The organism is Francisella sp. 19X1-34, assembly GCF_041102755.1.
Taxonomy (GTDB): Bacteria; Pseudomonadota; Gammaproteobacteria; order Francisellales; family Francisellaceae; genus Francisella.
This window is the reverse complement of sequence record NZ_JBGCTX010000003.1, coordinates 37,011-52,714: the sequence shown is the minus strand read 5'-3', so window position 1 is coordinate 52,714 and position 15,704 is coordinate 37,011. Positions and strand designations below refer to the sequence as shown.

Here is a 15,704-nt window from a genome sequence, read left to right as displayed (position 1 = left end):
GTTTATTAACTATGAATAATCATTAATGAATGAGACTTTAAGCTGGGAAGTTCACCAATTTTGACTTTCTGCAAAGTTTCTGTACCAGCTTGTTCATGATTAGCAACTATATGCCATTCTTTACTATCAGGCTTTGGTAAAAGATCATTTATATCATAATTATCAATGGCTGTAGCATTGTAGATGATAACAATATCTTTCCAGCTATCACCATTAGCATAGTTTTTAAAGTGAGAAATAATAACACCAGATTTGCTATCATGATGGGCAGTCGTTATATTTAGATTCTTATCAACGACTTCTCTATCGTTTATCCTAAATGCTGGATGTTCTTTACGTAGTTTTATAAGTCCTTTAACATAGTCAAAGAAATCTTTATAGTGTAGTTTGTCAGACCAATGAAAAGCATTTACTTCATCGTCACTTTTGTAACTATTATGATCTCCTTGTTTTGTTCTTAGAAATTCTGCGCCACCATGAAGAAATGGTATTCCTTGAGCTGTTAGAATTATTCCTAAAGCTAGGGCATTTTGGCGTACAAGAGTACTTTGGAAAATATCACTAGGTATGTTTTTTCTATAACAGTTTGTTGCAATATTATGATTCTGACTTTTTTCAATCTGATCCCATAATGTATAGTTATCATGCGCATCAGCATAATTCACAGATTCATTTGGTTTTGCAGTTAGATTATGGATTGAGCCTCTTAACCCCTCGATAACGTTACCTATATTTTGAGGGTTATGAGGGTTACCGTTTATAAAACCATTGCCAGGATTATTGTTGCCACGGATAGCATCTCTAAATGAGTCATTGAATATCGAAAAGTCTTGATTTCTTTGAGTTCCTCTATGAGTACCGTTAGTTAGTGGTGAATCATCTGCTTTCCAAGGTTCACCATAGATTATTACATTTGGATCTACTTGTTTTACCTTGGCGACTATATTTTTTATTGTATCTAAATCGATTAATTCCATCAGATCAAAACGAACACCGTTTATCTTATAGTTTTTAATCCAATGAATAACTGAGTCTTGAATAAACTTACTTACCATAGGGCGTTCAGTTGCTAACTCGTTTCCACAACCTGAACCGTTAGTAAAATTGCCAAACTTATCAGTTCTAAAATAGTATTTAGGCACTATTTTATCTAGATTAGATGTATCTGTCATATGGTTATAAACCATATCCATTACTACACCAATACCTTTTTGATGGAATTTTAGAATCATTTCTCTAACCCCCTTAATCCTTTGTGTAGGATCATAGGGGTCTAGTGAATAACTACCATCTGGGGCGTTATAGTTTTTTGGATCATAGCCCCAATTTCTGCTATCTTCTTGGTCAATTTTCTTCTCATCAACAGAGGAGAAGTCAAAAATAGGTAGTAGATGTACATGTGTAATACCAAGTTCAACTAAGCTATCGATTCCTGTTGAGATTTCTTTGTTACCATCGCTATAAGTTGAGTTTTGTTCTACTGCACCAAGGAATTTACCACGAAGATCTTCACTTATACCGCTCTCAGGACTTATTGTGAAATCACGTAAGTGCATTTCATAAAGAATAGCATCATCTTTACTAGTGATATTCTGTGATTGATCTTCAAGCCAGTTTTCTGGCATTAAGTCTGAGCTATTTAGGTTTACTAAGAAGCCACTATCACCATTGATACCTAATCCACAGCTATAAGGGTCAACTGCGTATGTTACTCTAGTATAGACGTTTCCTCTAGGATCTAGATCATCAAAGTATAGCCTATAGAGATAGTATTTATTTTCATAACTGTTGCGATTTATTTCTATATGATGTGTTCCATACTCAAGTTCTGCTATTAGTTCATAAGAGAAATCAGCTTGTTCTTTATTATTAGTTAGATCTTTATTATATAAAAGAACCTCAACTTTTTTAGCTGTGGGTGCCCATAGTCTCAGAGATATCGTATCTTGATTAAAGACTACTCCCATGTCATTTTTAGGATAGTAAAACTTATCAAGATAATTTCTCATTAGTACTTTTGTTGGTAAAAAAGTATTATTTGCACGGATTTCAATTAAATCGGAGCCTTTTATACAATTGGGAAGATTTGTAAGTATTATCTGTTGAGATTTATCTTTTATTGTAATATCAACGTCATCAATCTTATTAGAGTTTATCCATAGTTCAAATATTGTTCCAACCTGTGGTCTATCAGAGAGGTGAACCTTGATTTTATCACTTTCATCCATCACTGCATATTCTATTCTAGGGTTTGTCCTATTTATAACATCAACTAGTGATGTATAAATATAAGTATCACCATCAATAATATAATAGTTATTGCATTGCTCAGAGATATCAAAAGAATTGGATTGCTCGCTCCACTCATTATGCCAGTTCATTCCCCATGTCTTCTTTCTAGCGATAACATTGTCTTTATCACATAACGCATAGAAGCCAAAATCACTTTGACTAGATAAAAAAACTATTTCAGTTGATTGATCGTCGCCATATGTCCATAAGTCCCAGCTGAAGTTTTCACCATGATATTGACCATCTTTTTTTATAAAATGTACTAGAGTACCTTCTCGTTTTTCTCGAACTATTTCGAAACTTTTTTCAGCAGTGATTGATGGATCTTGTTTACTCACACATTTAATATCAATTTGAGATATTTCGTCACTAATATTTGGATCGACAAAAAGTTTGTTATCAGTAATGTGTATTTGAGAAGTTTCTGGAAAAATTTGCCAATCTACATCTACGATTCTACAGTGTTGATTAACTGATTTTGTTATAGCAACTAAATCAACTTTATAACCTAGAGCTATAAAATTCTCCGATGATTTTATTTCTAGCTTATTTGAATTAACTAACCAGTTAAAACTTAGAGGGATAAAATCATTATCATTTATTGAAACTTTAAATTCATTGCCTTCTAAATCAACTAGTATAAATGAGTATTGGTTTGTTCCTGGTGTAAGGTTTTTTATAGAAAGTACATCTTTAGCAAGCCATAAACTACCATCATCGTTATCTATAGTCCAAGTAAGTTTTAGGTCCTCTTGCTTTTGCCAATTGTTAAACTTTCCGACAACATATCCATGTAAGAAACCATTCGCTTGTATTCTAAATCTAATGCTATTTGTTTCATAATCAAGATTAATATCATGATCAACATTTAGTAAGCTAAAGTTTCCATGCTTGTCTTGAATCCATATGTTTTGATCTATAGTTTGCATATAATATAATTCTCTTTCAATTAAATATACGTATGATTATTAGGTTATTATGAAGTCACAGGTTTTAGAACTAATGTAGCCATTGGAGGTATCTTGATGCTGATTCTTTGATCAAAGCCATGAGAAGCTCTTGGCTCAGTAAATATTTTACCTTCGATAATTTGTCCAGAGCCGCCAAACTTAAGCTCATCTGAGTTAAATACTTCTTTATATGCTCCTGCGTTAGGTACACCAATGTGATAGTCATAGTATACTTCAGGAGTGAAGTTACATATAAAAATTAAATGATTACCAGCTTTATCACTTCTAACAAAAGATAAAATACTTTGTTCAGAGTTATTTGCATCTATCCATCTGAAACCATGATGATCATAGTCACATTCCCATAATGCTGTTTCATGACGATAAAAATCATTTAACTCTTTGAAAAATGTTAATGTTTGTTTATGAGAGTCATATTCATCAACAACTTGCCATTGTAACTGTTCATACTCGCGCCATTCAACAAACTGTCCAAATTCACTTCCCATAAAAATTAGCTTTTTACCTGGATGTCCTATCATATACGTCATGTATAAACGCAAACCTGCATATTTGTTCCATAAATCTCCCCACATTTTGTTAATTAGAGATTTCTTACCATGAACAACTTCATCATGAGATATTGATAGGATAAATTTTTCTGAGTAATGGTAAACCATTGAGAAAGTGATTAAATTATGGTGATATTTACGATATACAGGATCTAGGGAAATATATCTTAGAGTATCATTCATCCATCCCATATTCCATTTAAAATCAAATCCAAGACCGCCATCTGCTACAGGTGTCGAGATATCTGGCCAAGATGATGATTCCTCAGCAATTGTTAAAACACCTTTACAAGTATGTTTGAGTACACCATTTAATTCTTTTAAAAAAGCAATTCCTTCTAAATTCTCATGGCCACCATAAATATTTGGCTCCCACTGACCATCTTCGCGGTCATAATTTAAGTAAAGAATATTTGATACAGCATCAACACGAATTCCATCTATATGAAACTCATTTAGCCAATACATTGCATTTGATATCAAGAAGCATTTAACTTCATTTCGACCTAGATCAAAGTTTTTTGTACCCCAGCCTTTGTTTTCTGCTTTGTTATAGTTTTGATACTCATAGCAAGGGCTACCATCAAAATTGATTAGGCCATGCAGATCTTTACAGAAGTGACCTGGAACCCAGTCTAGAATTACACCGATGTTTTCATTATGAAGCTTATCTACAAGACGCTTTAGGCCTATAGGATCACCATGGCGACTATTTACTGAGTAAAAACCAGTTGGCTGATATCCCCATGAAGCATCTAAAGGGTGCTCATGAAGTGGCATGAACTCAACATGGGTATATCCCATTTCTTTGACATATTTTGGTAGAGTCTCTGCTATCTCATCATAGCTCATAAACTCACCATTTTTAGTTTTCCAAGATGCAAGGTGCAGCTCATAAGTATTTATTGGATTTTCATAATAATTAGTCTTAGCACGCTTTTCTAGCCATTTCTCATCATGCCATTTATATTTCGTTTTTGTATTGACTATAGAAGCCGTATTTGGTCTTAATTCAGATAAAACAGCATACGGATCACTTTTATGAACTTCTTGATTTGTATCTTTATTTGTAACTACGAATTTATACTTATCGCCATTTTTTGCCTCAGGTATAAACACACTCCATAAACCAGCTTCACTTATTGGAGTCATGTAATATTTATCATTAATACCCCAGTAGCTAAAATCGCCAATTACACAAATGCTTTTTGCATTAGGAGCCCATGTTGTAAATCTAATTCCTGTAGTTTCATTTTCTTTAGACTCATGTGCTCCCATAAAACTATAGGCATAAATATGTTTGCCTTCGTGAAAATAGTACTTATCTTGATCTCCTATGTTTGTTTGCATATTGAAATCTTGTTTTAAATCTTTCATTAAAAGCTCCTAAACCTAAATATAAAATTAATACATCCTTTATAAAAATAGGATTTGCTAAAAATTTATAAACATCACTGCTTTTATACTAACAAATTATTGGTAGCTATAGTATTAATAACTTTACTTCAGCTAAATAAATTATTGAAATATTGCAAGAAAAAAAACTGCAAATAATACGTTTGTTAGTTGTTCTAAATTGCGAAAGATAGTGATAAGATGATTAGCATATTAGTTTTATTTATGGAATGTTGATTATGTATTAATCAATAAAAACATCAAAGGTAAAATAAAGAAAATGGCAATTCAAACTGTATCGACGAAACCGTTTGCTAATCAAAAACCAGGCACATCTGGGTTACGTAATAAAGTCGAAGCTTTTAAGCAGCCTGGCTATCTAGAAAACTTCGTTCAATCAACTTTCAATTCATTAGAGAATATCACCGGAAAAACACTAGTAGTAGGTGGTGATGGCAGGTATTACAATAAAGTTGCAATACAAACTATTATCCGTATAGCTGCAGCTAATAAATTTGCTAAAATAATAGTTGGTCATAATGGTATATTATCAACTCCAGCTGCTAGTTGTGTAATCAGGAAATATAAAGCCTTTGGCGGTGTGATATTATCAGCAAGCCATAATCCTGGCGGACCAAATGGTGATTTTGGTATAAAATATAATATTTCAAATGGTGGTCCAGCACCGGAAAAAATTACAGAAAAGATTTTCCAAGAAACTCAAAGTATTGATAAATACTATATAAGTGATGCTAGCCAAGATGCTATTGATTTAAGCAAGCTAGGCACATATGCAATAGAAAGTACAACTGTAGAAGTTATTAACTCAGTAGCAGATTATGCAGAGTTAATGCAACAAATATTCGATTTTGATAAGATTCGTGAACTTTTCAAAAAAGGTTTTAAAGTTCGTTTTGACTCTATGAGTGCAGTTTCTGGACCTTATGCAAAATATATTTTTGAAACAGCATTAAATGCTCCTGCTGGTACTGTCGTTAATGCCGAACCTTTAGAAGATTTTGGGGGTCTTCATCCAGACCCTAATCCTGTAAATGCTGCGGATCTAGTAAAACATATGCGTAGTGGTGAATATGATTTTGGTGCAGCTTCTGATGGAGATGCAGATAGGAATATGATTGTTGGTAAGAAAATTGATGTGGCGCCATCAGACAGTTTAGCTATCATGGCTGCTAATGCAAATCTTATCCCAGCATACTCAAAAGGAATTAAAGGTGTTGCAAGATCTATGCCAACATCAATGGCTGTCGATAGAGTGGCAGAATCTTTAGATGTTCCATGTTTTGAAACTCCTACAGGATGGAAGTTTTTTGGTAATCTCCTTGATGCTAATAAAATCACATTATGCGGTGAAGAAAGTTATGGAACTGGGTCTGATCATATTCGAGAGAAGGATGGGGTCTGGGCTGTTTTATACTGGTTGAATTTAGTAGCTGCAACAAATAAAAATATAGATGAATTGGTTGTTGAACATTGGCAAAAATTTGGGCGTAATTTTTATTCTAGGCATGACTATGAAGCAATTGATAGTGATATTGCTAATCAGATTATGTCTTCATTAAGACAGAAGGTGTTAGAGTTAAAAGATACTAAACTTTGTGGTCAAAATGTGAAATTAGCTGATGATTTTAGTTACAAAGATCCAATTGATAATTCAGTTTCAAGTAAGCAAGGTATAAGAGTAATTTTAGAAGATGGTTCGCGTGTTGTATTTAGGCTATCTGGTACAGGGACACAGGGAGCTACCTTAAGAGTATATTTAGAAAAATATGAGGCGGATATTAATAACTTTAATATTCCGACACAACAAGCATTAGCTGATTTAGTAGATATCGCTGAGAAGCTAACAAATATTAAGTCATTAACAGGAATGAAAGAACCAACTGTTATAACCTAATTTTTTTATGAAATATTAAACAAAGGAGTTAATAATATTATGAAATATTCTGATACCTCGCCAAATCATCAATTATATAAAAAAGCCATGGCCCTGGTTTTAGCTGGAGGTCGTGGTTCGCGCTTATATAACTTGACTGATACTCGTGCAAAACCTGCAGTTTATTTTGGTGGTAAGTTTAGAATTATAGATTTTGCATTATCAAACTGTTTGAACTCAGGAATACGTAAGATAGGTGTTGTAACTCAATATAAGTCACATTCTTTATTACGTCATTTACAACGTGGTTGGGGATTCTTGAGGGGAGAGTTGAACGAGTTTATAGATTTACTTCCCGCGCAACAAAGGGTTAATGAAGAGCATTGGTATAGAGGTACTGCTGATGCAGTTTATCAGAATATTGATATTTTACGCTCATATTCTCCTGAATATGTTATTGTCTTAGCGGGCGATCATATTTATAAAATGGATTATTCAAGAATGTTACGTGACCATGTAAAAAGTGGTTATAAGTGTACAGTTGGTTGTGTTGAAATACCTAAAGAAGAAGCTTTTGCATTTGGTATAATGGGTATCAATGAAGAGCGTGAAGTAACAGGTTTTATTGAGAAGCCTAAAGACAATGCGCCAACAATACCAGGCGATTCTGATAGATGCTTGGCGAGTATGGGCATATATATATTTAATTCAGATTATTTATATGATCTACTGGAAGAAGATATTGCAAATGATACATCTAGTCATGATTTTGGTAAGGATATTATTCCAAGAGTAGTAAAAGAGCAACAGGCTTTAGCTCATCCATTTAGTATGTCATGTGTGCCAAGAGGTGATGGTGTTGAGCCATACTGGAGAGATGTTGGAACTATAGATGCTTTTTGGGAAGCAAACCTTGATTTAGCAGAGAATATACCAGAGTTAAATCTTTATGATAAAGATTGGCCTGTTTGGACTGCCCAAGAGCAACTTCCACCAGCAAAGTTTGTTCCAGATTCAAAAGGTAATCATGGTGTTATAACTAATACGCTAGCTTCTGGTGGGTGTATAGTATTAGGTTCAGAAATATCAAAAACATTAATGTTCTCTAATGTGAGAGTTTTATCATACTGTAGTATTGATCAGTCAGTAATTATGCCTGATGTAGAGATTGGTGAAAACTGCCGTTTGAAAAAGGTTATCGTTGATAAAGGATGTAATATTCCTGCTGGTATGGTGATCGGAGAGAACCCCGAAGAAGATGCTAAAAACTTCTTTAGAACAGAAAAAGGTGTGGTATTAGTTACTAGACCTATGATTAATAAATTAATAAAAAAAGCTAATTAATTATAAGAGAAAATCATGCGAGTTTTACATGTTTGTAGTGAGTTATATCCATTACTAAAAACAGGAGGGCTTGCAGATGTTACAGCTGCATTACCTCCTGCATTATTAGAGTTAGGTGTTGATAGTAGAGTATTAGTTCCTGGCTTTCCCGCATTTATAGATAGCATTGAAGAAAAAGAGTTGTTAATAGAGTTATCAACAAAATTTGATGGTCAAATATCTATATTTCTAGCAACAATTCCAGGTACAAAAATTAAAATATATATAATTGATGCACCTGCTTTATATAATCGTCCAGGAAATCCTTATACTGATAAAGATAATAATGAGTATACAGATAATTACAAAAGGTTTGCTCTATTAGGCTGGGTTGCGGCTGAACTAGTAAAAGGGTTAGATTGTAAGTGGATTCCTAATATAGTGCATGGCCATGACTGGCATTCAGGACTAGTTCCAGCATATATAAAAGCAGCAGAAATCGCAACCGGTATAAGAAGTGTTAAGACTGTATTTACTATACACAATTTAGCATACCAAGGACTTTTCCCAATGGATATTTTTCCAGAGTTAGGCTTACCTAAGGATTTTCTAGGTATGGATGGTATGGAGTTTTACGGTCAAATATCTTTCTTAAAGGCCGGTTTGAATTTTGCGGATAAGATAACTACAGTGAGTCCAACATATGCTAAAGAAATTCAGTCTCATGAGCAAGGCTGTGGTTTAGATGGATTACTTTCTAAGAGAAGGAGTGATTTATATGGTATCTTAAATGGAGTTGATCCAAATGTTTGGAATCCTCGTATAGACCCTATTATAAAAAATAAATACTCAAAAGAGTCCGTTGCAATTAGTAAAGCAAAAAACAAATCGTTTTTACAAAGATCCAAAGGGCTTAAAGTGCAAAATACAGCGCCGTTATTTGGTTTAGTTAGTCGTTTAACAGAGCAAAAAGGGCTGCATCTTGTAATTGCTGGTTTAGAAGAGATTATATCTAGAGGCGGTCAGCTTGTTTTATTAGGAAGTGGTGATCGTATTTTAGAAGAAGAGTTTAAAGCAATAGCTGAAAAATATCCTGAATCTGTATCTGTACAAATAGGCTATGATGAGCGTTATGCTCATGAGATTGTTGCAGCCTGTGATGTTATTTTGGTGCCTTCTCGTTTTGAACCTTGTGGTTTGACACAACTCTATGGATTAGTTTATGGAGCTTTACCTCTTGTCCATAAAGTTGGGGGCTTAGCAGATACAATTACAGATACATCATTGGAGAATTTAGCTGATAATACTGCAACAGGTTTTGTATTTGAGAAGTTTACAGTAGATGATTATAAACGAGCTATTCGCAGAGCTTTTGCGTTATATGACCGTAAGGTTGATTGGCGAAAAGTTAGAAAAATAGCTATGCAACAGGATGTAAGCTGGGGTGCCTCAGCAAACAGACTTCATGGTATTTATCAACAGTTAATTGAAGAAATAGATTAAAAAAGACCCAAAGATCTTGTATAGAAAATGTTTTAATGACATTATATTGCCTAATTACATCAATATTTTAAATGAAGTAAATTTCTTATTAAAGGTTTTATTAAAATGAATGAAAAAAATCAAATTGAATTATATCTTGAAAAAGTACTAAACTGTGATGTTAGTCAAGCAAATGATCAAGATTTGTACTATGCTTTATTAGGGTATGCTAAAGAGCAAACAGAGAAGCTTCCTGAACAAAATTACAAAAAGAAAATTTACTATATTTCTAGCGAGTTTTTGATTGGTAAAATGTTAATTAGTAACCTGATTAATTTAGGTGTTTATAATGATGTTTGTCAGATACTAAAAGATAGTGGTAAAGATATAGTACAGATAGAAGAGTTTGAACCAGAACCATCTTTAGGTAATGGTGGCTTAGGAAGGTTAGCCGCTTGTTTCTTAGATTCTATAGCATCTTTAGGTATTCCTGGTACAGGTATTAGTTTGAACTATCACTATGGTTTATTTAAACAAAAATTTAAAAATCATAGCCAAAGTGAAAAGCCGAATCCTTGGATTGAGAAGTTAGGATGGCTAAATAAAACTAATGTTAGCTATAAAGTAGATTTTAATGACTTTAGCGTTAAGTCACAATTGTGCGAGATTGATGTAGTAGGATATAAAAATAACTTTGTAAATAAATTGTGCTTATTTGATATAGCTAGTGTTGATCCTGATGTGATAGAGGATGATATTACATTTGATAAAACTGCTATTGAGAAGAATCTGACACTATTTTTATACCCAGATGATAGTGATGAAGATGGACATCTTTTAAGAATCTTCCAACAATATTTTATGGTTAGTAATGCTGTGAGTTTAATCTTCTCAGATATTACTAAAAATGGTTATTCATTAGAAAGCTTACCTGAGCATGCGGTTGTACAGATTAATGATACTCATCCAACTTTAGTTATCCCTGAATTAATCCGCCAATTAGTTGCAAATGGTATTGATATAGATAGAGCTATAGAGCTTGTTAGTAAAACTACTGCTTATACAAATCATACTATTTTAGCTGAAGCTTTAGAAAAATGGCCTTTGAGTTATTTAGAGAAGGTTTTATCTAAAGAGATGGTTGGAATCATTAAATATCTAGATAGAAAAGTTAAAGAGCAATATAAAGATCATGATTTAGCAATAATTGATGATAATAATTGTGTGCATATGGCGCATATTTGTATTCATTATAGCTTTAGTGTAAATGGAGTTGCTGCTCTTCATACTGATATTTTAAAGAACTCTGAATTAAAACATTTTAATGACATATATCCAACTAAATTTAATAATAAAACTAATGGTATTACCTTTAGACGTTGGTTATTACAAGCAAACCCAGAGTTAGCATCTTATTTAAAAAGCTTAGTAGGTGATAGTTTTATTCAAGATTCTAAGCAGTTAGAAAAGCTACTAGCATACCATAATGATAAAAATGTATTAGCTAAACTTGATGAGATCAAAAAAACTAAAAAAGAACAGTTTATAGAGTTTGCAAGCTATTATTCAGGCGTTGATTTATTAAAAGACGGTATCTTTGATGTTCAGATTAAGCGTATTCATGAGTATAAGCGTCAGCAGATGAATGCTTTATACATAATTCACAAATACCTTGAGATCAAGTCAGGTTTATATCCAAAACCTAAGCGCCCAATTAACTTTATTTTTGGTGGTAAGGCTGCTCCTGCTTATACGATTGCTAAGCATATTATTCATTTGGTTTTATGTTTACAAGAGCTAATTAATAATGATGAAGAAGTTAATAAGCATATTCGTGTACTTTTCGTTGAGAATTATAATGTAAGTGTTGCTGAGAAGTTAATCCCTGCTACAGATGTATCTGAACAAATCTCTTTAGCTTCTAAAGAGGCTAGTGGTACTGGAAATATGAAGTTCATGTTAAATGGAGCTATCACTCTTGGTACTATGGATGGAGCTAACGTTGAGATAGCTGAGTTAGTAGGAAGTGCTAATATTTATACATTTGGTAAAGACAGTGATACGATCATTGATTTGTATAAAACTAATGGTTATAAATCGATAGATTATTATCATAATCCAGTCATTAAAAATGTTGTTGACTTTATAATCTCGCCAACCTTAGTATCAATTGGTGATAAAGATAAGCTAATTGCTTTATTTAATGAGCTAATAAGTAAAGATTGGTTTATGACTTTGATAGATTTGGTTGAGTATATTAAGGTTAAAGATCAAGTATTTAGAGATTATGAAGATCGTGAGCATTGGTTAAGAATGAGTTTAGTAAATACAGCTAAATCTGGTTTCTTTAGTTCTGATAGAACTATTAGCCAATACAATAAGCATATTTGGAAGATATAATATATAAACATGTTTTTTCGCTATTTGCTTCGCAAATTTTAGCGACATACTTTTTTCATGGCAGAAAAAGTATGCAAAACTGCCTAGCACTGTGCTATCGCTTTACTGTGAACTAATGACAGTTACAGAACTCACTAAAGTTCAGACAACCGTAACTGTCTATTCATTAGCTCACAATAGCTTAACGCAATGTGCGTTTTAATTTAGAGAAAAATATATGAAAAAAACTGGAGTGTTATTATCAATATCAAGTCTTCCTAGCCATTTTGGGATTGGTGATTTAGGTAAAAATGCCTATAAATTTGTAGATATCTTAAAACAAGCAAATATTAAGATATGGCAAGTATTACCACTTACACCGTTAGGCTATGGTAACTCACCATATCAGTCTAGTTCATCATTTGCTGGAGATGAAATATATATAGCTATTGATAACTTGGTTGAGATAGGTCTATTAGGTGGATCTGATATCAAATATTGTAATGCTGATTTAGATAAGGTTGATTACGAAGTAGTTAGGTTGCATAAAGATAAATTACTGCAGAAAGCTTTTAAAAATTTTAAAGCATCTAATGATGAGAGTCTTAACTTAAGATATCAAAAATTTATTGAGGAAAATGATTGGGCTTTAAACTATGCTATTTTTAAAGCTTTTAGAAAAGCTAATAATAATCAAGCTTGGAATCTTTGGCCACAAGAGTATAAAAACTGGATCAAGGATAAATCTATAGAGCTTGAAGAATATCAGTCAGATATTGATTATGAACTATTTCTACAATATGTATTTTACAAACAGTGGTTTGAGCTAAAAGAATATGCAAATGAAAATAATATCGAAATCATGGGAGATTTACCTATTTATCTAGGTTTTGATTCTGCAGATGTATGGGAACATCAAGATGTATTTTTATTAGATAAAGATCAGAACCCTACTTTTGTAGCAGGAGTGCCTCCAGATTTTTTCTCTGAGACAGGCCAATTATGGGGAAATCCATTATATAATTGGAATAGATTAAAAGAGATTGGCTTTGAATTTTGGGTGGAGCGTTTAAAAGGTAATTTTAAACTATTTGATATTGTTAGGATTGATCATTTTAGAGCATTTGATACTTATTGGAAGATTCCAGCAGATGCTAAGACAGCAATAAATGGCGAATGGGTCGAGGCTCCGGGATATAAGTTCTTTGATACGGTTTTTGAGGAATTACCTAATGCAAATATTATTGCTGAGGATCTTGGGGATCTACGCCCTGAAGTATTAGAGTTACGCGATCACTATAATCTAAAGGGTATGAAAGTATTTCCTTTTCATTTTGATCTTAAGACTAGTAGATTTATTGATGATGCAAATATTGTTGCTTACTCTGGAACTCATGATAACAATACGCTAAAAGGTTGGTATTTTGATGAGTTAAATCGCTATCAAAGAAAACTTCTAAAACGTTATTTTAAAGCTAATGATAAAAATATCTTTAGAAAAGTTATTAGATATTTACTAAATTGTGATGCTGAATATGTCATTCTACCAATACAAGATATTTTAGAACTAGGTAGTGAGGCTAGATTAAATACTCCTGGTACTGTGGGTGAGCCTAATTGGCAATGGAAGTTGGTTGATTTTAAACTTTTAGAATCGAAGACTATTTGTATTTAATTCAGAGTGTGTAGCCTCATGCTGATAAGCAGGTAGATTAATACTATATCTTAATACTTCAGCACCAAAGGTTTGGTTAAATATAGGTACAGACTGAAGGTTGTCACTCATAGAAACTATATATCTAGTAAATATCTGTTCAGGCATAAAAAACGATAAATTTGTTAGGCTATTATCTTGTTTACTATCATTATTAGCTATGAGATTTTTATAGTAATCCAAACTAGATATTTTTATATAATTATTTATTAACATCCAAATATGGTAGAATCTTTTACAAAATTATAGTTATGTGAAAATTTTAATTAGTATGCTTACATTTCAAGAAATTATTTTAAAACTACATCATTATTGGGCATCTAAAGGTTGTGCTATTATTCAGCCGCTAGATATGGAAGTAGGGGCTGGGACATTTCATCCAGCTACAACTCTAAGAGCTATAGGTCCAGAGCCATGGACAGCTGCGTATGTTCAGCCGTCAAGAAGACCAACAGATGGTCGTTATGGTGAGAACCCTAATCGTACGCAACATTATTATCAATATCAGGTTGTAATGAAACCATCACCAGATAATATCCAAGAGCTATATTTAGGTTCACTAAAAGAACTTGGTATAGATGCTCTAGAAAATGATATTCGTTTTGTTGAGGATAACTGGGAGTCTCCAACACTAGGTGCCTGGGGACTTGGCTGGGAAGTATGGTCAAATGGCATGGAGATTACACAGTTTACTTATTTCCAACAAGTTGGTGGGCTTGAGTGTAAACCTGTGATGGGTGAGATTACATACGGTCTTGAGCGTCTTGCAATGTATATCCAAAATGTTGATAGTATGTATGATTTACTTTGGGCAAATACTCAGAATGGGCCTTTATATTATCGTGATGTATTTCTACAAAATGAAGTTGAGATGTCTACTTACAACTTTGAAGAGGCAAATGTAGAAGAGCTATTTAAACAATTTGATTTGTTGGAAAAAGAAGGGTATAGATTAGTTGAGAAAAATCTTCCTATTCCTGCTTATGAGTTTGTCTTGAAAGCTTCACATACTTTTAACTTATTAGATGCTCGTCATGCAATATCTGTGACAGAAAGACAAGGATATATTTTGAGGGTAAGAAAGCTAGCATTAGAGATTGCTAAGGAATACTATAGCGCTAGAGAAAGGTTAGGTTTCCCAGCATTTAAAAAGTAGTTTATTTTTTATATGCTATGGCAGATATCTCAACTAAAGCACCAATATTTTGATGTAGCACACCTAAGGCCGTTGATCTAGCAGGCTTGTTAGGAAAGTACTTTTTATATTCCTTATTAAAAGCATCAAAGTCTTGTTGCTTCGCTATAGCAACATTTACATCAATAATATCATTTAAAGAGTAACCATGTTTCTTTAAAGTCTTTTGAATCAGAAGAATAGCTTTTTGAGTTTGTTGAGTTATATTCTCACCTTTTAATGATTCATTATGAGTTTGGGCATTTTGACCAGATATATATAGGAAATTTCCAGCCTTAACTGCTGGTCTATATAGGCTATCAGAATACCCTATCGATATAAGGCCTATGAGTAATATGGTTATGATTAGTTTTTTCATTATAACTCCTATTCATTTTTTTGAGACTCTAAACTTAGAAATTCTAGCACATTTTTGAGTGTTTTATATGGGAGAAATATTGCTTTGCATTAATAGTATTAATAGTTAAAATATGTAAAACTTCCCGGCATATTTTAGAGTTTTGTTTTA

10 protein-coding genes are annotated in these 15,704 nt (G+C 32.9%); 6 read left to right on the top strand and 4 right to left on the bottom strand.

Annotation, left to right across the window (positions count from 1 at the left end; genetic code table 11):
- Positions 1–5 precede the first annotated feature (5 nt).
- Both pulA and glgB read right to left on the bottom strand, forming a co-directional pair.
- Positions 6–3,221: a type I pullulanase gene (pulA, locus tag AB8E56_RS00935; protein WP_329477002.1), complete on the bottom strand. Its 3,216-nt coding sequence runs from the start codon at positions 3,219–3,221 to the stop codon at positions 6–8.
- Between the two features lie 47 nt (positions 3,222–3,268).
- Positions 3,269–5,191, bottom strand: a complete 1,923-nt coding sequence (gene glgB, locus AB8E56_RS00930; RefSeq protein WP_329477000.1) for a 1,4-alpha-glucan branching protein GlgB — start codon at positions 5,189–5,191, stop codon at positions 3,269–3,271.
- A gap of 298 nt (positions 5,192–5,489) precedes the next feature.
- Between glgB and AB8E56_RS00925 the strand changes: the two genes are divergently transcribed.
- The 5 genes from AB8E56_RS00925 to malQ all read left to right on the top strand — a co-directional run bounded on the left by AB8E56_RS00925 (position 5,490) and on the right by malQ (position 13,962).
- Positions 5,490–7,124, top strand: coding sequence for an alpha-D-glucose phosphate-specific phosphoglucomutase (locus AB8E56_RS00925; RefSeq protein WP_329476998.1), 1,635 nt, complete (start codon positions 5,490–5,492; stop codon positions 7,122–7,124).
- A gap of 39 nt (positions 7,125–7,163) precedes the next feature.
- A complete protein-coding gene (glgC, locus tag AB8E56_RS00920) occupies positions 7,164–8,447 on the top strand; it encodes a glucose-1-phosphate adenylyltransferase (RefSeq protein ID WP_329476996.1) in 1,284 nt (427 codons plus the stop codon).
- Positions 8,448–8,462: 15 nt separating this feature from the next.
- The gene (gene glgA / locus AB8E56_RS00915; RefSeq protein ID WP_329476994.1) at positions 8,463–9,929 is read left to right on the top strand and encodes a glycogen synthase GlgA; all 1,467 of its coding nucleotides are present in this window, start codon (positions 8,463–8,465) and stop codon (positions 9,927–9,929) included.
- A gap of 105 nt (positions 9,930–10,034) precedes the next feature.
- Entirely contained in the window at positions 10,035–12,308 is a 2,274-nt protein-coding gene (gene glgP / locus AB8E56_RS00910) for a glycogen/starch/alpha-glucan family phosphorylase (RefSeq protein WP_329476992.1), read from the top strand.
- Positions 12,309–12,525: 217 nt separating this feature from the next.
- Positions 12,526–13,962, top strand: coding sequence for a 4-alpha-glucanotransferase (malQ, locus tag AB8E56_RS00905; RefSeq protein WP_329476989.1), 1,437 nt, complete (start codon positions 12,526–12,528; stop codon positions 13,960–13,962).
- On the opposite strand, the gene AB8E56_RS00900 is transcribed toward malQ, so the two are convergent.
- Entirely contained in the window at positions 13,936–14,217 is a 282-nt protein-coding gene (locus AB8E56_RS00900; RefSeq protein ID WP_329476987.1) for a hypothetical protein, read from the bottom strand. The two genes, malQ and AB8E56_RS00900, sit on opposite strands and share 27 nt — an antisense overlap.
- Positions 14,218–14,272: 55 nt before the next feature.
- Here AB8E56_RS00900 and glyQ point away from each other — a divergent pair, with 55 nt between their 5' ends.
- On the top strand, positions 14,273–15,157 hold the full coding sequence (gene glyQ / locus AB8E56_RS00895; RefSeq protein WP_329476985.1) for a glycine--tRNA ligase subunit alpha: 885 nt from the start codon (positions 14,273–14,275) through the stop codon (positions 15,155–15,157).
- Between the two features lies 1 nt (position 15,158).
- Here glyQ and AB8E56_RS00890 read toward each other — a convergent pair whose 3' ends face one another.
- Positions 15,159–15,554: a RidA family protein gene (locus AB8E56_RS00890; protein ID WP_329476983.1), complete on the bottom strand. Its 396-nt coding sequence runs from the start codon at positions 15,552–15,554 to the stop codon at positions 15,159–15,161.
- Positions 15,555–15,704: the final 150 nt, after the last annotated feature.

Excerpts from the sequence above, each read along its gene's own strand:
- pulA (WP_329477002.1), bottom strand. The coding sequence starts at position 3,221 with ATGCAAACTATAGATCAAAACATATGGATTCAAGACAAGCATGGAAAC.
- glgB (WP_329477000.1), bottom strand. The coding sequence starts at position 5,191 with ATGAAAGATTTAAAACAAGATTTCAATATGCAAACAAACATAGGAGAT.
- AB8E56_RS00925 (WP_329476998.1), top strand. The coding sequence starts at position 5,490 with ATGGCAATTCAAACTGTATCGACGAAACCGTTTGCTAATCAAAAACCA.
- glgC (WP_329476996.1), top strand. The coding sequence starts at position 7,164 with ATGAAATATTCTGATACCTCGCCAAATCATCAATTATATAAAAAAGCC.
- glgA (WP_329476994.1), top strand. The coding sequence starts at position 8,463 with ATGCGAGTTTTACATGTTTGTAGTGAGTTATATCCATTACTAAAAACA.
- glgP (WP_329476992.1), top strand. The coding sequence starts at position 10,035 with ATGAATGAAAAAAATCAAATTGAATTATATCTTGAAAAAGTACTAAAC.
- malQ (WP_329476989.1), top strand. The coding sequence starts at position 12,526 with ATGAAAAAAACTGGAGTGTTATTATCAATATCAAGTCTTCCTAGCCAT.
- AB8E56_RS00900 (WP_329476987.1), bottom strand. The coding sequence starts at position 14,217 with ATGTTAATAAATAATTATATAAAAATATCTAGTTTGGATTACTATAAA.
- glyQ (WP_329476985.1), top strand. The coding sequence starts at position 14,273 with ATGCTTACATTTCAAGAAATTATTTTAAAACTACATCATTATTGGGCA.
- AB8E56_RS00890 (WP_329476983.1), bottom strand. The coding sequence starts at position 15,554 with ATGAAAAAACTAATCATAACCATATTACTCATAGGCCTTATATCGATA.